The sequence below is a fragment of the Agrobacterium sp. D14 genome (assembly GCF_001526505.1).
Taxonomy (GTDB): Bacteria; Pseudomonadota; Alphaproteobacteria; order Rhizobiales; family Rhizobiaceae; genus Agrobacterium; species Agrobacterium leguminum.
In genome coordinates, this window is the sequence record NZ_ASXX01000010.1 from 162,274 (window position 1) to 180,536 (window position 18,263).

General features: G+C 60.5%; 15 protein-coding genes, 1 other RNA gene and 1 pseudogene. 7 read left to right on the forward strand and 10 right to left on the reverse strand.

The features are described from left to right. Nucleotides 1-62 precede the first annotated feature (62 nt). Both ruvA and ruvC read right to left on the reverse strand, forming a co-directional pair. Nucleotides 63-680 (reverse strand): Holliday junction branch migration protein RuvA, encoded by a 618-nt coding sequence (ruvA, locus tag L901_RS09140; protein ID WP_059755780.1) that lies wholly within the window; start codon nucleotides 678-680, stop codon nucleotides 63-65. Between the two features lie 32 nt (nucleotides 681-712). Beyond that, nucleotides 713-1,225 (reverse strand): crossover junction endodeoxyribonuclease RuvC, encoded by a 513-nt coding sequence (gene ruvC / locus L901_RS09145; RefSeq protein WP_003523217.1) that lies wholly within the window; start codon nucleotides 1,223-1,225, stop codon nucleotides 713-715. Nucleotides 1,226-1,471: 246 nt separating this feature from the next. On the opposite strand from ruvC, the pseudogene L901_RS09150 reads away from it, so the two are divergent. Both L901_RS09150 and L901_RS09155 read left to right on the forward strand, forming a co-directional pair. Beyond that, nucleotides 1,472-3,780: pseudogene (locus L901_RS09150) on the forward strand (methyl-accepting chemotaxis protein). Nucleotides 3,781-3,910: 130 nt separating this feature from the next. Then, complete coding sequence (locus tag L901_RS09155; protein WP_059755784.1) at nucleotides 3,911-4,912, forward strand: LLM class flavin-dependent oxidoreductase; 1,002 nt, start codon at nucleotides 3,911-3,913, stop codon at nucleotides 4,910-4,912. A 52-nt stretch (nucleotides 4,913-4,964) separates the two neighbouring features. Here the strand turns inward: L901_RS09155 and L901_RS09160 are convergent, their stop codons facing one another. Beyond that, nucleotides 4,965-5,711 (reverse strand): YebC/PmpR family DNA-binding transcriptional regulator, encoded by a 747-nt coding sequence (locus tag L901_RS09160; RefSeq protein ID WP_003523214.1) that lies wholly within the window; start codon nucleotides 5,709-5,711, stop codon nucleotides 4,965-4,967. A 194-nt stretch (nucleotides 5,712-5,905) separates the two neighbouring features. On the opposite strand from L901_RS09160, the gene L901_RS09165 reads away from it, so the two are divergent. After that, nucleotides 5,906-6,409, forward strand: coding sequence for a pyridoxamine 5'-phosphate oxidase family protein (locus tag L901_RS09165; protein WP_031234299.1), 504 nt, complete (start codon nucleotides 5,906-5,908; stop codon nucleotides 6,407-6,409). A gap of 38 nt (nucleotides 6,410-6,447) precedes the next feature. Here L901_RS09165 and L901_RS09170 read toward each other — a convergent pair whose 3' ends face one another. The 7 genes from L901_RS09170 to L901_RS09200 all read right to left on the reverse strand — a co-directional run bounded on the left by L901_RS09170 (nucleotide 6,448) and on the right by L901_RS09200 (nucleotide 11,307). Then, entirely contained in the window at nucleotides 6,448-7,290 is an 843-nt protein-coding gene (locus tag L901_RS09170) for an MBL fold metallo-hydrolase (protein ID WP_059755787.1), read from the reverse strand. A 113-nt stretch (nucleotides 7,291-7,403) separates the two neighbouring features. Continuing rightward, entirely contained in the window at nucleotides 7,404-8,228 is an 825-nt protein-coding gene (locus L901_RS09175; RefSeq protein ID WP_003523211.1) for a TIGR00282 family metallophosphoesterase, read from the reverse strand. A gap of 70 nt (nucleotides 8,229-8,298) precedes the next feature. After that, nucleotides 8,299-8,916 (reverse strand): 5-formyltetrahydrofolate cyclo-ligase, encoded by a 618-nt coding sequence (locus L901_RS09180; RefSeq protein WP_059755789.1) that lies wholly within the window; start codon nucleotides 8,914-8,916, stop codon nucleotides 8,299-8,301. After that, nucleotides 8,916-10,178, reverse strand: coding sequence for a hemolysin family protein (locus L901_RS09185; RefSeq protein ID WP_059755792.1), 1,263 nt, complete (start codon nucleotides 10,176-10,178; stop codon nucleotides 8,916-8,918). Before L901_RS09185 ends, L901_RS09180 begins: the two co-directional genes overlap by 1 nt. A 230-nt stretch (nucleotides 10,179-10,408) precedes the next feature. Next, nucleotides 10,409-10,567, reverse strand: a non-coding RNA gene (gene ssrS, locus L901_RS09190) — 6S RNA. Between the two features lie 79 nt (nucleotides 10,568-10,646). Beyond that, on the reverse strand, nucleotides 10,647-11,024 hold the full coding sequence (locus L901_RS09195) for a cell division protein ZapA (RefSeq protein WP_059755795.1): 378 nt from the start codon (nucleotides 11,022-11,024) through the stop codon (nucleotides 10,647-10,649). A gap of 10 nt (nucleotides 11,025-11,034) precedes the next feature. Further along, nucleotides 11,035-11,307 (reverse strand): DUF4164 domain-containing protein, encoded by a 273-nt coding sequence (locus L901_RS09200; protein ID WP_035263131.1) that lies wholly within the window; start codon nucleotides 11,305-11,307, stop codon nucleotides 11,035-11,037. 325 nt (nucleotides 11,308-11,632) lie between these two features. Between L901_RS09200 and tkt the strand changes: the two genes are divergently transcribed. The 4 genes from tkt to pgk all read left to right on the forward strand — a co-directional run bounded on the left by tkt (nucleotide 11,633) and on the right by pgk (nucleotide 18,154). Further along, the gene (gene tkt, locus L901_RS09205; RefSeq protein ID WP_059755797.1) at nucleotides 11,633-13,615 is read left to right on the forward strand and encodes a transketolase; all 1,983 of its coding nucleotides are present in this window, start codon (nucleotides 11,633-11,635) and stop codon (nucleotides 13,613-13,615) included. Nucleotides 13,616-13,677: 62 nt separating this feature from the next. Next, nucleotides 13,678-14,688: a type I glyceraldehyde-3-phosphate dehydrogenase gene (gene gap, locus L901_RS09210; protein WP_059755800.1), complete on the forward strand. Its 1,011-nt coding sequence runs from the start codon at nucleotides 13,678-13,680 to the stop codon at nucleotides 14,686-14,688. A gap of 329 nt (nucleotides 14,689-15,017) precedes the next feature. Next, nucleotides 15,018-16,877 carry a potassium/proton antiporter gene (locus L901_RS09215; RefSeq protein WP_059755868.1) on the forward strand — a complete coding sequence of 620 codons (1,860 nt, stop codon included), beginning with the start codon at nucleotides 15,018-15,020 and terminating at the stop codon, nucleotides 16,875-16,877. Nucleotides 16,878-16,951: 74 nt separating this feature from the next. Further along, complete coding sequence (gene pgk, locus L901_RS09220) at nucleotides 16,952-18,154, forward strand: phosphoglycerate kinase (RefSeq protein WP_059755802.1); 1,203 nt, start codon at nucleotides 16,952-16,954, stop codon at nucleotides 18,152-18,154. Nucleotides 18,155-18,263 lie beyond the last annotated feature (109 nt).

The following is an 18,263-nucleotide window of genomic DNA, read 5'->3' on the forward strand; positions in this document are numbered from 1 at the left end:
CACGCCAAGGCGCTTCACGAAATTCAACATCGCGCCCGAACAGCATGTGTACCGCACCCAGCCTACCGCGAAAGCTCTTTCAGCCCGAGCCGGATCAGCTTGGCGCTGTCGCCGCCCTCCCCGCCGTTCTTCAGCGCGGCGGCAACCGCATTGGCGGCCTGGTCGCGCGAGTAGCCGAGATTGGTGAGCGCGGAAACGGCATCCGTAACCGGCGCGGATGCGACGCCTTCGCCAAGCTCCTGCTTGAGGCCGATCGAGGCGGAAGCCTCTCCTGCGAAGGCCGGCGCCTTGTTGCGAAGCTCGGTCACAAGACGCACCGCCACCTTCGGCCCGACGCCCGGCGCGCGTGAGATCATCGTTTTGTCCTGTAGCGCAATGGCATTGGCCAGTTCGGAGGGCGACAGCGTGGAAAGAACGGCCAAGGCTACTTTCGAGCCCACGCCCTGCACACTCTGCAGCAGGTTGAACCATTCCCGCTCCAGCGCCGAGAGGAACCCGAAGAGCTTCAGTTGGTCCTCACGCACATAGGTTTCGATGAACAGCACCACCGCTTCCCCGACGGAGCCGATTTTCGACAGCGTGCGCGCCGAACAATAGGCGACGTAACAGACGCCGTGCACATCCACCAGCACATAGTCCGCGCCGATTTCCTCGATGCTGCCTTTCAGTTTTCCGATCATGATGCCGCCCGCTGCAATGAGACTTTAAATATTCAACCGGCCGCCAGCAGTCGCCGCATCCTGTCACCGCCGCGATTATGGGCGTGGCAGATTGCGATGGCGAGCGCGTCCGCCGCATCGTTACCCTTGAATTCGGCCTTCGGCATCAGGATTTTCAGCATCATGTGAATTTGCTGCTTTTCGCCGTGCCCAACGCCGATCACGGCCTTCTTCACCGCGTTCGGCGCATATTCGAAGACCGGCAATCCTGCGCGCGCCGGAACCAGCATGGCGATGCCGCGCGCCTGACCGAGTTTCAGCGTGGCAACCGCATCCTTGTTCACGAAAGTCTGCTCCACCGCCGCCTCGTCGGGCTGGTGGCTGTGCACGATATCCGCTAGCCCGTCATGCAGCTGGCAGAGCCGCGAGGCCAGATCCATATCGCCGTCCGACGTCACCGTGCCGGAGGCGACAAACCGCAGGCTGTTGCCGAGGGTGTCGATCACCCCCCAGCCGGTGCGCCTTAATCCGGGGTCAATGCCGATGATTCGAATCGTCTTTTGCATGAGGCACCTTATCTTTCCGGCTGCGACCCTGCCAGCGATAAGTGAACAAAACGACAACATTCATCAAATTTGCAGTGCAGCATTTACCTCTGCTTAAACCGCGTACCGCATTGTTCCCCCACAAAATCAAAAAAGGGGAGCTGCGGACATGATGATCCGCAGCATAATATTTGAGCCATATCAGCCATCCGGTGGCGCCACATGCATGGCGCGGGAACTGATCCGGCATTGGGGGCTGCATCGGCCATGCTGAACCGTTTTCATTCCATATCCACCAAAGTGCTGGCGATTTTCCTGCGCTTATGGCGATCTCGACCGGGGCTCTGACACTTCTCGGCTATCAGAGCAGCAGCGGCGTTCTCGAAGAACAGGCGTCGAAATCCATGGAGAGCATTCTCGTCTTTCGCGGCGACATGCTTCAGGAGCGTCTTGAGCAGCTGAAAACGCAGGCGGATTCCATCGCCAAGATCGAATCCCTGCAGATGGCTGTCGTCTCCATGCGCAGCGGCTGGGCGACCGTGCAGAAGAACTCCGGCGACGCGAAGGCGGAACTGCAGCGCGTCTTCGTCAAGGAAAACCCCTTCGGCGAAAAGGAAAAGCTGATCAAGCCGGAAAGCCCGAGCGGCTTTTATTATTCCACCCATGAAAAAACCCAGACGGATATTGGCGGTTATCTGCAGGGAACGCCGTTCAGCGACGTTGTCTTCATCGATCCCGCAGGCACGGTCTATTACTCTTACCTGAAAGGATCGGCTTTCGGGGAAACCGTCACCGGCAGCGCCTGGGCGGAAAGCGGCCTCGGCGCGGCTTTCGCACGCGGTGCCGCGAATGCCGAAAAGGCCGTGAACGACGTGGCGCAGACCAGCTTCTCCGGCCTGCGCATCGATGCCGCCACGAAAGAGGCCGGCATTTATTTCGGCGTTCCGGTCGTCAAATTCGGCGCTTTCAAGGGCATCGTGCTCTTCCGGGTCAAGGAAGATGTCTTCAGCCAGATCCTCACAAAGGGTGTGACGGCCGGCAGTTCCGAACAGTCCGCGATCGTTTCCGCCGATGGCAAGGTTATCGGCGTGGAGGGCAACAGGCTGGTTGGCCTCGATCCGGCAATCTATGGCTTCCATGGACAAGCGCTGAATACGACGGGCATGACGATTGCCAAGATCGACCGTGCGGATGGCGAGGCCAATGCCTATGCCCGCCCCTTCTCCTTTGCCGGGGAAAAATATCTCGCGGTGGAAAGCATGCTGCGCAGCGAATTGAATGCGGGCTCGGTTTCGATTGCCGGCACGCTTGCCGTGATCGGCCTTTGCGTTCTGGCGGCCATGTGCGCAGCGACGGCCTTTTTCGCGCGACGCCTGTTCGCACCGCTGGAAAAGCTTGCAGGGCTGACCGGCGAAGTGGCCGCAGGCCGTCTCGATGCGGAGATCGGCAATCAGGACCGAAAGGACGAGATCGGCCGCATGGCGCAGGCGCTAGGCAGTTTTCGCGAAAAGCTCATCCTGCAGCGGGAGATGGAAGAAACCGCATCGCGCACGCGTGAGGAAGCCGAAACGGCCCGCCGCGCGCATCTTGCGGAACGGGAGGCCGAGGCCGGCACTCTGCAGATGGTCGTGCATTCCCTGGATGAAGGTCTCGACCGGCTGGCGAACGGCAACCTCGCCTATCGTATCGAAACCGTCTTCCCCGACGATCTCGAAAGCCTGCGCCATAACTTCAACACGGCGCTTTCCCGGCTCAGCGAAACCATGCAGGCCATCGGCGGCAACTCCGCCGCCGTTCGTGGCGGTTCCGAGGAGATGCGGGTGGGGGCCGATCAGCTCGCCGAACGCACCGAGCGACAGGCAGCCTCCATCACCGAAACGGCAAGCGCCATCAAGGCGATCACAGAGGCCGTCCGCGACCAGATCGAACGCGCCGAACAGGCAACGCGGATCGCCCGCGACGCCAGCGCGGAGACCACGGCATCCAGCCGCGTGATGGAGCAGACCATCGCCGCCATGGAGGCGATCCAGACCTCGTCACGCCAGATCAACCAGATCATCGGCGTCATCGATGAAATCGCCTTCCAGACCAACCTTCTCGCCCTCAATGCCGGCGTGGAGGCAGCCCGTGCGGGCGAAGCCGGCAAAGGCTTTGCGGTCGTGGCGCAGGAGGTGCGCGAACTGGCGCAGCGTTCGGCGGCGGCTGCCAAGGAGATCACCAGTCTGCTGAAGCGCTCCACCGACGAGGTTTCCGCCGGCGTGGCGCTGGTGGAAAAAGCAGGCACGTCGCTTTCCGGCATCGGCAAGCATGTGCAGACCATCAGCGCGCGCATCGAGGAGATCATGGACTCCACCCGCGAGGAAGCGCACACGCTCTCGGAAATCAACAGCACCGTCGCCAGCCTCGACACCATGACCCAGCAGAATGCCGCCATGGTGGAAGAAACGACGGCCGCCATTCACAATCTCGCCTCCGAAGCGGGTGAAATGGATGGCAGGCTTGGACAATTCGCGCTGGCTTCCGACCGGGATGCGGCTGGTCATCGCGACACCCGACAAATTCGGCGGGCAGGCTGAAAAAGCAAAGGGGCCTCTCCGGAGGCCCCAATTTTTTTGAACCATCCTTCAATTCTGCGCGACTTCACTGGTAAATCGGGACACGCGCCTTACATCCGCAGCAAAGATTTCAATTTCGCAGGAGCGTCGGATGATCCCCTTTTCCATTCTCGACCTTTCGCCCATCGGCGAAGGCGAGAGCGTCAGCGAGGCGCTTGAAAATTCCCGCCGAATGGCGATCAAGGCCGAAGAACACGGCTATAACCGCATCTGGCTGGCGGAGCACCACGGCATGCCGGGCATTGCCAGTGCGGCAACATCGCTCGTCATCGCCCATGTGGGCGCGGCCACGAAACATATCCGCGTCGGTTCCGGCGGCATCATGCTGCCCAACCATTCCCCGCTCGTCATCGCCGAGCAGTTCGGCACGCTTGCGGCGCTGCTTCCCGACCGTGTCGATCTCGGTCTCGGCCGTGCGCCCGGAACCGACATGCGCACGGCACGGGCGCTGCGCCGCAATCTCGATGCCGGTGCGGAAAATTTCCCGCACGATATCGTCGAACTCCAGCGTTACCTCGGCCCGCCGCAGCAGGATCAGGCCATTCTCGCCATACCGGGCATGAATTCCAACGTGCCGATCTGGCTGCTCGGCTCCAGCACCTATAGCGCACATCTCGCCGCAGCCCTCGGCCTGCCCTATTCCTTCGCCTCGCATTTCGCGCCGGATATGCTGATGGAAGCGATCCATATCTATCGCGAGCGCTTCCAGCCCTCAGAAGTGCTGGACAAGCCCTATGTGATGGTGGGTGTGATGGGGGTCGGCGCCGATACGGACGAGGAGGCGCAGCATCTCTTCACCTCGTCGCAGCAGCAATTCGTCAACCTGCGCCGCAACGTGCGCACGCAGTTTCCGAAGCCGGTGCACAGCATGGACGATTACTGGAACGAGATGGAACGTTTCTCCGTCGAACACACGCTGCGTTTCGCAGCCGTGGGCTCGCCTGAGACGATCCAGCGCCATCTCGACGGTTTCCTGGCGGAAACGCAGGCGGACGAGCTGATCGTTTCCATGCCGATCCATGACATCGAAAAGCGGCTGCGATCCGTGGAGATTTTTGCCGACGTGCGGACCTCCATAAAGAAGGCCGCCTAAACAAAAAGCCCCGGAGCGGACGCTACCGGGGCTTTTTTTGAAATATGAGACGTCAGGCGGAAAGCTTGGCGAGAATTTCTTCGGACACTTCGAAGTTGGAATAGACGTTCTGCACGTCGTCATCGTCTTCGAGATTGTCGATGAGCTTCATCAGCGACTGCGCCTTTTCTTCATCCACCGGCACCGTGTTCTGCGGCTTCCAGATGGCCTTGACGCTCTCGGCTTCGCCCAGCACGCCTTCCAGCGCCTTGGAAACCTCGTTCATCGCTTCGAAACCGCAGATGATGGTGTGACCATCTTCGGAAGATTCGACGTCGTCGGCGCCGGCCTCGATGGCGGCTTCCATGACCTTGTCGGCATCGCCGACTTCAGCCTTGTAGGAGATTTCGCCGACGCGGTCGAAGGAGAAGGAGACCGAACCGGTTTCGCCAAGCGCACCACCGGCCTTGGTGAAGATGGAACGAACGTTGGAGGCGGTGCGGTTGCGGTTGTCCGTCAGGGCCTCGACGATGACGGCGACGCCGCCCGGGCCGTAACCCTCGTAACGGACTTCGTCATAGTTCTCGCCATCGGCGCCGGAGGCCTTCTTGATCGCACGCTCGATATTGTCCTTCGGCATGGACTGGGCCTTGGCGTTCTGGATTGCCAGACGCAGGCGCGGGTTCATGTTCGGGTCGGGCATGCCCGTCTTTGCCGCAACGGTGATTTCGCGCGCAAGCTTGGAAAACATTTTGGACCGCACGGAGTCCTGCTTGCCCTTGCGGTGCATGATGTTCTTGAACTGTGAATGACCAGCCATGGAAAACCTGATTGTCGTAATTTGGAGATTGCGGGCCTTATAAGTGCGATAGGCGCGCCATTCAACCCCGCAAGCGCTTTCTCTTGCCGCAACAACAGAAGGAACTGATTTATCCGCTCTTCGTTCTGATCATGAACGCGGCGGAACAGGGCATTTTTCCTCCGTCGCAGCATGACACCCGAAGGAGAAAACATATGGTCAGCCTGACTGAAGCACGAGAAGCACCGGCCCGCCAGCTCTGGGACGAGATCAATTCCGTCCATGCCGGCATGCTCGGGCTGGAGGGACTGCACAACCACATGCAGCCCATGGCGCCTCATGCTGACCCCAAGACCAACACCATCTGGTTTTTCTCCAAAAAAGACACCGATCTGGTTAAATCGCTGAAATCCGGCTCCCGGGCGCATTTCTGCGTGGTGGGCAAGGACCATGACTACCACGCCTGCCTTTCAGGCATCCTCGAAGCGCGCGACGATAAAACCAAGATCGACGAATATTGGAACTCCGTTACGGCGGCCTGGTACGAACATGGCAAAAGCGACCCGCAACTGACCATGCTGGCGTTGCATGTCGACGATGCCGATATCTGGGCTTCGACGGACAGCACGCTGAAATTCGGCTGGGAAATCGCCAAGGCGAACATGTCGGATGACAAGACGCCTGACGTCGGCGTCCGTCAGCACCTGACCTTTGCCTGATAAACCACTCCCCCCGGCCTTCCCCACCCGTCGCCATGCTACATGCCTTTCGGCACCAGTATCTGCGGCTGGCGGGGAAGGTTCCTCATCGAAACGCGGATCACCGGATCGGTCGCATAGGCAATGCGGAAACTTTCGCCGAACATCGTCAGAAACTGCTCCAGCGGCGGGCCGGTGCGGTGCATCGGCAGGATAAGCGCGGAGCGCAGACGCTTGACCACCCGGCTCATGCTGTCGGCACCCATGGTCAGCCCGCCATCCACCGGCACCATCAGCACATCCAGACGGCCGATCTCGGCATAATGCGTATCCGTCAACTCATGATGCAGATGCCCGAGATGGCCGATGCACAGCCCGGCAACCTCGAAGATGAAGATGGAATTGCCGTTCTCCTGGAAGGACTCATAATCGCCCCAGCGGTTGCGGATGTCGGTTGCGACATTGCGGATATAGACATCGCCCACCAGAACCTTGTGCTCGGCCTTTTCTCCCGGCGTATCGCTCCAGCCATGCAGCACATATTGAATGGCCGGGTCCGGACTGAGGGTAAAATGCGTCGAATGCGCCCGGTTCATCGTCACCACCGTCGGCGTGACGGGCGGACGATAGACGCCGTTATAATCGGTGGCGATGGTCACACCGCCGGGGCTTTCGATGAGATAGGTGGAATGGCCGATGAAGCTGATCTTCACCTCTTCCTTCGCCGTCGCCTGCGCCAGCTGAACACCCGGCGGATTGAAGCTCGCGAACATGACGCCCGGAATGTTGCTGGCGATCGCCTGGCACTGGCTGACGGGAGGACGGCTCGCCGTCTGGGAGAAGGCCGCTCCCGAACAGGCGATCAGCCCCGTTATTGCAAGCATTAGCACGCGCAGCATCATGCCACTCCCCTGAACTTGCGAAGCTGAGAGGATGGGACAGGTTTTGGCGAGCGTCCAGTTACAAGAGCAACGGAAGGCTCACACTCTCGTCATTGTGAACGCTTCGGGGAAAATTAAACCCAGAAGGACGGCAGGGTTTCCGAAAGCCGCGGCCCGATGCGCAGCGGCGCAATCTTTTCCGCCAGTCCGGTTCGGTCGGAAATCTCAACGCCGACACCGCAGATCGTCGCCGGTCCGCTCGCTGCCTCGAAACGGCCCTTCGGCATTTTGGAAATGAAGCGGTTGATCGGCTCTTCCTTCTCCATGCCAAGCGAGCTGTCATAATCGCCGCACATGCCGGCATCCGACATGTAGGCGGTTCCACCGTTCAATATCTGCGCGTCGGCGGTCGGAACATGGGTGTGGGTGCCGACAACGAAACTAGCGCGCCCATCGACGAAATGGCCGAAACACTGTTTTTCGCTGGTCGCTTCCGCGTGGAAATCGAAAATAATGGCGTCGGCCTGTTCCTTCAGCGGGCAGGCGGCAAGAATGTTTTCCGCCGACTTGAAGGGATCGTCCAGTTCCGGATGCATGAAGACCCGGCCCATGATGTTGGCAACCAGTATGCGCGCGCCGTTGCGGGCATAAAAAATGCCCGAGCCCTTGCCCGGCGTACCATCCGGATAATTGGCGGGCCGCAGGAACTGGTCGTGGCGCTCACAGAAGGAAACCGCTTCCTTCTGGTCCCAGACATGGTTGCCGGTCGTCACCACATCGGCGCCGGCATTGATGGTCTCGAGATAGATATCTTCGGTGATACCGAAACCACCGGCAGCGTTTTCACCGTTGACGATGACGAAATCCAGCTTCAGGTCGGAAATCAGCCCCGGCAACCGCTCCCAGACAGCCGTGCGTCCGGTCTTGCCAACCATATCTCCGAGAAAAAGAAGTCTCATTCACCGCCCCGTTTTGCGTATGTTCTTTGGATTTCGTCCCTCTAGCGGGTAATCCGTCTTTTAAAAAGTGCTAAAGCGCCGTTTGCCCATTATCAGACATCAACGGCTGGCCGGAAAACCAGCGCAGGCCGCTCTCCGTCAAAATGGCATGAAGCGGCACATCGTGGGGTTCTGCCGGTACCGACGGCACTTCCTGACAGTCATAGGCGACGCCGATGAGAATGGGAAACCGACCTTTGCCATGCAATCGCGCAATGGCGCGGTCATAATGGCCCGCGCCATAACCGACCCGCTGACCTTTGCCATCGAAGACGGAAAGAGGCACGAGCAGAATATCCGGATCGAGAACCTCCGCATCCTCGCCCGGCCCGGTCGTGCCGAAGCCGGTCTTCACCAGCGGCGTATCCGTTTCAAAGGCGCGGAAGACAATGGTTTCACGATCCAGCACAACGGGCAGGACGAGACGCCCGCCCCTTGTCCGCAACGCTTCCATCAGCGGCCGGGTATCGGCCTCGGAGCGGATCGGCATAAAGCCGGAAATTACGGTGCCCGGTGCAAAGGGGATGCCGGAAGCGCCATGGGCCGTCATGGACTGGCTCTTTTGCTGGCGCTCCGCCAGCGTCAGCGCATCGCGCGCGGCGAGCCTTTCGCCGCGCAGCCTTGCTTTTTCGGCAACGTCACCGGGCATCAGGCGGCCCGGCTCACGAGAACCTTGTCGATGCGGTGACCATCGAGATCGATAACCTCGAAACGCCAGCCATTGCGGGTGACATGTTCGCCCAGTTCCGGCAGGCGGCGGAACTCGTCCAGAACCAGACCGGCAACGGTTTCGAACTCGGCATCCTCGTCGATCTGGAAACCCATGCGATAGGCGAACTCATCGGCGGGCATCCAGCCAGCGACGAGAAACGAACCGTCCTCGCGCTCGACCATGGCCGGCTCCTCGTCATTATCTTCCTGGAAAGCGCCGGTGATGGCCTCCAGAACGTCGCCGGAGCTGACGATACCTTCGAAATGGCCGTATTCGTCGTAGACCAGCACCATATGTACGGTGGAGCGACGCAGCGACTGGATGACGTCCACCGCGCTCGTCAGATCCGATACGACCGGAACTTCCCGCAGAAGCTCGCGAATGTTGAGTTCCTTGCCGGAAGCCAGCGCATCGAAAGCGTCCTTGGCGAAAAGCACGCCGAGAATTTCATCCGAAGCGCCGTTGCGCACCGGCAGGCGCGAACGCTGCGTCTGGCGAAGCTGCTCGCGGATTTCCTCCGCGCTGTCTTCGATATCGACCACTTCCACATCGCGTCGCGGTGTCATCAGGCCGCGCGCATTGCGGTCGGCAAGGCGCATGACGCTGGTGATCATCGCCGATTCCTCGGTCTCGATCACGCCGGCGCTGTGGGCTTCGGCCAGAACCGTGCGGATTTCATCGTCGGTGACCGAAGCGTTGGATTCACCGCTATGGCCGAGAAGCGCCAGAACGGCCTTGCCCGACCGGTCGAGCAGCCACACCAGCGGCGCGCCGACCTTGGACAGCAGCATCATGGTGGGGGCGACGCGGGCGGCGACCTTTTCGGGATCGCGCAGCGCAATCTGCTTGGGCACCAGTTCCCCGACGATCAGCGACAGATAGGTGATGGCGACGACCACCGAGCCGACACCGAGCGCATCGGCGGCACGGTCGGGAACGCCCTGCTCCAGAAGCCACGCGGTGAAGCGCGCGCCGAGCGTGGCACCGGAAAAAGCGCCGGAAAGGACGCCGACCAGCGTGATGCCGATCTGCACCGTGGAAAGAAAGCGTCCGGGATTTTCGGAAAGGCTGAGCGCCAGTGTGGCGCCCTTGCTGCCTTGTGTGGCAAGCACTTTGAGCCTCGCCGGTCTGGAGGAGACAACGGCAAGCTCGGACATGGCAAGCACACCGTTCAATACGGTGAGCAGGACCACGATCATAATTTCAGTAAACAAGTTTAGCTCTTTGGGCTGTTGAACGGCACGTCGCGGTTTTGGCCGCAGCGCCCTTTTTTAAAGGGCATGACAGACATACCAATCCGGATAATAGGGAATTGTTCCGCCATTGCAATGACGGCAATATAAAAAAGCCGCGTCCGGCAGTTATGAAAAATGACTGTCGAATATATCAAGGGTACAGGGAAGCACCGGGGGTTGATCCGAAACTTCAAGCGCGATCCACGGCGACCGATGGAGATTTACGATCCTGGGCGCCTACAAAAGTAGGTGGGCACCGTGTGTCCAGCCCCACGGGACTGGCCAGGGACAGCTCCCTTTGGATCGAGTATGGCCCCAGGGATTGTGGTTCCTGTCGGGAAGCGCAGAACGCATAGAAGATATAGGACGGATCGGAGAAAACCGCCAGAGGGCAGCGCGCGAAATTTTGCCGCCTCAGAACCCTTCAGGCCATCAATGCGCGGCGGGCTTCGGCCGCGCCAGCAGTTTTTCGGTGATCCCGTTCAGGCGGTCGGCCAGATCGCCGATGGCGAGCGCCACCATCTCGTCCGATTTCGCCCGGTGCTCGGCCATGCCGTCGCGGTTGTGGGAAAGGGATGCGACCTCCCCTTCCAGCTTCTCGATCTTGCGATTGAGTTCGGAAAGCTCGTCCATCACCATGATGCCCGCCATGACGGTCAGGCGAAGATCGCCGATTTCACCGAACTGGCTCTTGAGGTGCCCGACATACCGGTCGAACCTCGTTGCGAGATCAGTCAGATGGTCTTCCTGCCCCGCCTCGCACGCCATGCGATAGGCCTTACCGTCGATCATAACTGTGACTTGCGCCATGAGCCCGCTCCTATCGATCCAGCACCGCGCGGATCGTCTCCATCGCCGTCACCAGCCGGCGGGAAACCTCGCGGTTTACTTCTTCAAGACGATTGGCGCGAAACTCGGCCTGATCCAACTCATGCGCGAGCCTTGCGCGGTCGACATGGACCCGCTTGACCTCGTTATCGATCTCGCCCGTCTCCCTTTGCCGCTCGATACGCATATCGATGGCATTTTCGAGATTTGTGATGGCAGCATTCAGCTCCGTCAGCGCAGATTGTACGGTCTTGTCAGCCGACATCGTTTTTTCCAACTCGCACGCCACCGGCCGAATCGTCCGGTTTCAGGCCTTTTCAACAATCACGAGGTTATTACCCGATTTACCATCCCGTCAATCAAACCAGTGCATTGAGACGTTTTGCTCTGTGGATGAACGAAGAGGCGGCAGCGCCTATCGCACGGATTTTGTCAGGATGCCCGATTTTCTAAACGATTTTTTCTCCCTCAGCGAACCGCAAACGCCCGTGGATTTATTGACTTGCCTGCCTCACCTGCTATGGATCAACCCGCTTTTTGGATAGTTGCGTAAAACTATCTCCTTTCACCCGGAAACAGACGGAAAAGCCATGATTTCTCGCGACAAACACAACCGGATGGCAAATGCGATCCGATTTCTTGCCATGGATGCAGTGGAGAAGGCCAATTCAGGCCATCCCGGTCTGCCGATGGGCGCCGCTGATGTCGCCACCGTTCTCTTCACCCGTTACCTGAAATTCGATCCCAAGGCGCCGCTCTGGGCGGATCGCGACCGCTTCGTGCTGTCGGCAGGTCATGGCTCGATGCTTCTTTACTCGCTGCTCTATCTGACGGGCTACGAGGACATGACGATCGACGAGATCAAGCGTTTCCGTCAGTTCGGTTCCAAGACCGCCGGCCACCCCGAATATGGCCACGCGACCGGCATTGAAACCACGACCGGCCCGCTCGGCCAGGGCATCGCCAACGCCGTCGGCATGGCGATTGCCGAGCGCAAGCTTGAAGAGGAATTCGGCTCCGACCTGCAGAGCCACTTCACCTATGTCCTGTGCGGTGACGGCTGCCTCATGGAAGGCATCAGCCACGAAGCCATCGCGCTTGCCGGCCACCTGAAGCTCAACAAGCTCGTTCTGTTCTGGGATGACAACAACATCACCATCGACGGCGAAGTCGGCCTCTCCGACAGCACCGACCAGATCGCCCGCTTCCAGGCCGTTCACTGGAACACCATCCGCGTTGATGGCCACGATCCGGACGCGATTGCCGCCGCCATCGAAGCCGCGCAGAAATCCGACCGCCCGACCTTCATCGCCTGCAAGACCGTCATCGGCTTCGGCGCGCCCAACAAGCAGGGCACCCACAAGGTTCACGGCAACCCGCTCGGCGCCGAAGAAATCGCCGCCACCCGCAAGCACCTGAACTGGGAAGCCGAAGCCTTCGTCGTTCCGGAAGACGTGCTGGATGCATGGCGTCTCGCCGGCCTGCGCTCCACCAAGACCCGCCAGGACTGGGAAGCCCGCCTTGAAGCCGCTGAAGCCGGCAAGAAGGCCGAATTCAAGCGCCGCTTCGCCGGCGACCTGCCCGGCAATTTCGACAGCGCCATCGATGCCTTCAAGAAGAAGATCATCGAGAACAACCCGACGGTCGCCACCCGCAAGGCCTCGGAAGATTCGCTCGAAGTCATCAACGGCGTCCTGCCGGAAATGATCGGCGGTTCGGCTGACCTGACGCCGTCCAACAACACCAAGACCAGCCAGATGAAGTCCATCACGCCGACGGATTTCTCCGGCCGTTACCTGCATTACGGCATCCGCGAGCACGGTATGGCGGCGGCGATGAACGGCATCGCGCTCCATGGCGGTCTCATCCCCTATGCCGGCGGCTTCCTGATCTTCTCGGATTATTGCCGTCCGTCGATCCGCCTTGCAGCGCTGATGGGCATCCGTGTCGTTCACGTTCTGACGCATGATTCCATCGGCGTCGGCGAAGACGGCCCGACCCACCAGCCGGTGGAGCAGATCGCAGCCCTGCGCGCCATTCCGAACCTGCTCGTCTTCCGCCCGGCGGATGAAACCGAAACGGCGGAATGCTGGCAGCTGGCTCTCGAGCAGAAGCATCGTCCTTCCGCGCTGGCCCTTACCCGCCAGAACCTTGCGCCCTCGCGCAAGGAATATGAAGAGAAGAACCTGTCTGCTTACGGCGCTTACGAACTCGTTTCCGCCAGCGACGCCAAGGTTTCGATCTTCGCATCCGGTTCGGAAGTCGAAGTGGCGCTGAAGGCTGCCGCAACGTTGAAGGACAACGGCGTTTCCGTCCGTGTCGTTTCCGTTCCCTGCTTCGAGCTTTTCAAGGAACAGCCGGAAACCTATCGCAACGCCATCATCGGCAAGGCTCCGGTGAAGATCGCGGTCGAAGCCGCCATCCGCCAGGGCTGGGATTATTTCATCGGCTCCGACGGCGCATTCGTCGGCATGCACTCCTTTGGAGCGTCCGCACCGGCGAAGGATCTCTTCAAGCACTTCGGCATCACGGCGGAAGCCGTTGTCGCCGCAGTCGAGGCAAAACTTGCGTGAGGGCTTCCCAAGCCCTCACCACTCAGCAAAGACCACGCCCATTCTTGTTCGGGAGACTGTAAATGACTGTAAAAGTTGCCATTAACGGCTTCGGCCGCATCGGCCGCAACGTCCTGCGCGCCATCGTCGAATCCGGCCGCACCGACATCGAAGTCGTTGCCATCAACGACCTCGGCCCGGTTGAGACCAACGCCCACCTGCTGCGTTACGATTCGATCCACGGCAAGTTCCCGGCCGATGTGAAGGTAGAAGGCGACACGATCATCGTTGGCGGCGGCAAGCCGATCAAGGTGACGGCCGTTCGCGATCCGGCAACGCTGCCGCACAAGGAACTCGGCGTTGACATCGCCCTGGAATGCACGGGCATCTTCACCGCCCGCGACAAGGCTGCCGCTCACCTGACGGCCGGCGCAAAGCGCGTCATCGTTTCGGCTCCGGCTGACGGCGCTGACCTCACCGTCGTTTTCGGCGTCAACGACGACCAGCTGACGAAGGACCATCTGGTCATTTCCAACGCGTCCTGCACCACCAACTGCCTTGTGCCGGTCGTGAAGGTTCTTGATGACGTCGTTGGCATCGACCATGGCTTCATGACGACGATCCACTCCTACACGGGCGACCAGCCGACGCTGGACACCATGCACAAGGACCTGTACCGCGCCCGCGCCGCAGCCCTGTCCATGATCCCGACCTCGACAGGCGCTGCCAAGGCCGTTGGCCTCGTTCTGCCGCACCTCAAGGGCAAGCTGGACGGCACGTCGATCCGCGTTCCGACCCCGAACGTTTCGGTCGTGGACTTCAAGTTCATTGCCAAGCGCGCCACCACGGTTGAGGAAATCAACGAAGCGATCAAGTCTGCCGCCAACGGCAAGCTGAAGGGCATCCTCGGCTACACGGACGAGCCGCTTGTTTCCCGCGATTTCAACCACGACAGCCATTCGTCGATCTTCGCCAACGACCAGACCAAGGTCATGGAAGGCAATTTCGTGCGCGTCCTGTCCTGGTACGACAACGAGTGGGGCTTCTCCAACCGCATGTCGGACACGGCCGTCGCCTTCGCGAAGACCATCTAACGAAGACGCATTAATGGATGCAGGTCCGGCGGGAGCAATCTCGCCGGATTTTTTATTTCGATTTTCCTATGAGGTGCCTCCAAGTTTTCAATTTCCTGCCTTTGTCTGGTCGATTTTGAAACGGACAAGAGATGCAGGGATAACGGTCGTGCGCAATGCACTTCGGCCCTGCCGTATCATTCGATACACCCCGCCTTGCGTCGCCTTTCAACGCCACCCGAAACAGCGCTGACAGACCGCAACCCGTGGCGCATTGACTGCAGACGCGCAGAGCATTCATTGCGCCACGGGTTGCGGTCTATCAACGCGGTTTGAATGAGGCGGTGGACGTGGAATCATTTTATCTTCTGTTGCTGGTCGCAACCGTTCTCGTTCTCGTCGCCGCCTTTTCCAGCCTCATCGCCTTCCGCTTCGGCGCGCCGCTGCTGCTGCTTTTCCTGATGATCGGCCTTGGGGCCGGTGTGGACGGCCTCGGCATCGAATTCACCAACAATCCGCTGGCCTATATGCTCGGCTCGCTGGTGCTTGCCGTCATCCTGTTCGATTCCGGGTTCGGCACATCCATCCAGTCCTTCCGGCTTTCGGCGGCACCCGCCGTCGCTCTCGCCACAGTCGGCGTCATCCTCACATCCGTCTTTTTTGCCGGCGCGGCGGCCCTCCTGCTCGGGCTTTCATGGCTTGAAGGCCTGCTGCTTGGCGCCATCGTCGCCTCCACGGACGCGGCAGCTGTGTTCTTCCTGCTGCGCATCGGCGGCATCCATATCCGCGATCAGGTGCGCTCGACGCTGGAAGTCGAATCCGGCACCAACGATCCGATGGCGATCTTCCTCACCATCGCCCTGGTCGAAATCATCGCCAAGGGCCAGGGGCTGGCCGGCATCGATAGCGGCTTTCTGCTGCTTTTCATCGAGCAGATGGGCCTTGGAGTCATTTTCGGCCTGCTCGGCGGCGTCATGATCGCCACCGTCGTCAACCGTTTCGCCGCCGACCGGGGGCTTGCGCCCATCTTCGTGCTGGCGCTGGCGCTGCTCGTCTTTTCCTTCACCGGCACAATTGGCGGCAGCGGTTTTCTGGCGGTCTATGTGGCAGGCATTGTTGCCGGCAACCGCCGGATTTTCGCCAAGGAAACCATTCGCCGTTTCCATGAGGGGCTGACCTGGCTTGCCCAGATCATCATGTTCCTGATGCTCGGCCTGCTCGCCACCCCGTCGCAGTTTCCGGCAATCGCCATTCCGGCCGTGCTGCTCGCGCTGTTCCTGATCTTCGTCGCCCGCCCGCTTGCGGTGTGGCTGAGCCTCATGCCCTTCAACTATACCCAGCAGGAAACATCTTTCGTCGCCTGGGTGGGCCTGCGCGGCGCGGTTTCCATCCTGCTCGCCATCATGCCCATTCTCGGCGGGCTTGACGATGCGCAGATCTATTTCAACGCCGCCTTCATCATCGTGCTGGTGTCGCTGCTGGTACAGGGCTGGACCATCAAGCCGGTGGCGACAAGGCTCGGGCTGATCGTGCCGCCACGCATGGGTGAGGTGGACAAGCTGGAGGTGGACCTTCCAGGCACCGCCAATCATGAGCTGATTTCCTACCGGGTCGCCAAGGGCAGCGCCATCATGCAGGGCGAGCGCATTCCGCGCTGGGCCATGCCTTCGCTGGTGGTGCGCGACGGCAAATCGATCCGCTACCAATATGCCGGGCGGCTGCGCGAGAACGATCTCGTCTACCTCTTCATCGCACCCGGCTATTCCCGTCTGATCGACCGGCTGTTTGCGAGCGCCCTGCCGGTTGCCGATGACGACGCCGATTTCTTCGGCACCTTCGCGATCTCGCCCGTCCGTCCGGCGAAGGAGCTGGATGCAGCCTATGGTCCCGGCCTGCTTTCGCCCGCCGAACAGGCGATGAGCGTCGCGGAACTCATCGAAGCGCGCCTTGCCGGAAAGGCAGATTATGCCGACCGCGTGCGCCTCGGCTCCATCGTGCTGATCGTTCGCACACTGGACGAACACGAGGCGATAACCGGTGTGGGCATCTCCCTAGAACCGGTGGAACCGGCGACCAGCCTGCCGATCTTCATCAGCTTTTCGGAAATCCTCAACCGTGTCCGCAACCATCTGGCAGAGAAGCGCCAGCCACGCTCCGCCAGCGTTGAAGAAAGCGCCCCCCGCCGCTGCGAATACAGTGAGAGAAAATGAGGCCTGACCGGCTTGCGTCGTCAATCAGGCATAGTATGGTCCGTGCCGAACTCGCAACAAATCAGGATCGACCTATGCCCGCTTTCAAGACCCTCGACGACCTCAACGACATTGCCGGAAAGCGCGTTCTCGTCCGCGTTGATCTCAACGTGCCGGTCGCAGATGGCAAGGTGACGGACGCAACCCGTATCGAACGCGTTGCGCCGACCATTCTGGAACTGTCCTCCAAGGGCGCGAAAGTCGTTCTGCTTGCCCATTTCGGCCGCCCGAAGGGTGAACCGGTGGCCGATATGTCGCTTTCCCAGATCGTACCCGCCGTCGAGGAAGTATTGGATCACGCCGTTTCCTTTGCGACCGACTGCATCGGCGCACCGGCGGCGGATGCCGTCGCGAAACTGAACGATGGCGATATCCTGCTTCTGGAAAATACCCGTTTCCACAAGGGCGAGGAAAAGAACGATCCGGCCTTCGTCGAAGCTCTGGCAGCCAATGGCGATATCTACGTGAACGACGCCTTCTCCGCCGCCCATCGCGCCCACGCTTCCACCGAAGGCCTTGCACGCCACCTGCCCGCCTATGCCGGCCGCACCATGCAGGCCGAGCTTGAGGCTCTGGAAAAGGGCCTCGGCCAGCCAGTCCGTCCGGTCGTCGCCATCGTCGGTGGCGCCAAGGTTTCGAGCAAGATCGATCTGCTGATGAACCTCGTCAAGAAGGTCGACGCCCTCGTCATCGGCGGCGGCATGGCCAACACCTTCCTCGCCGCCCGCGGTGCGCAGGTCGGCAAATCGCTTTGCGAGCATGATCTCGCCGAGACCGCAAAGCAGATCATGATCGAGGCTGCGACATCCGGCTGCGCCATCGTGCTGCCGGAGGACGGCGTCGTCGCTCGCGAATTCAAGGCCGGTGCGGCCAATGAAATCGTCGACATCAACGCCATTCCCACTGATGCCATGGTTCTCGATGTCGGCCCAAAATCGGTTGAAAGCATCAAGGCCTGGATTTCCCGCGCCGAAACGCTGGTCTGGAACGGCCCGCTCGGCGCCTTCGAAATCGAGCCCTTTGACGCGGCGACCGTTGCCGCTGCAAAACACGCGGCGGAATGCACCAAGGCCGGCAAGCTCGTCTCCGTCGCCGGCGGCGGCGACACCGTTGCCGCGCTCAACCATGCCGGCGTTTCCGAGGATTTCTCCTATGTTTCGACGGCCGGCGGCGCCTTCCTCGAATGGATGGAAGGCAAGGAATTGCCGGGCGTTGCCATCCTGACCGCCGCCAAGTAAACTCACCCTACTTGCCTGACACGAGGCCGGACAAGCCATGCTTGTCCGGCCTTGCTTTTTGGTAAGCGGCACCGGGAGGAAAAGTTTCAAACGATTGAAATCATTTCAA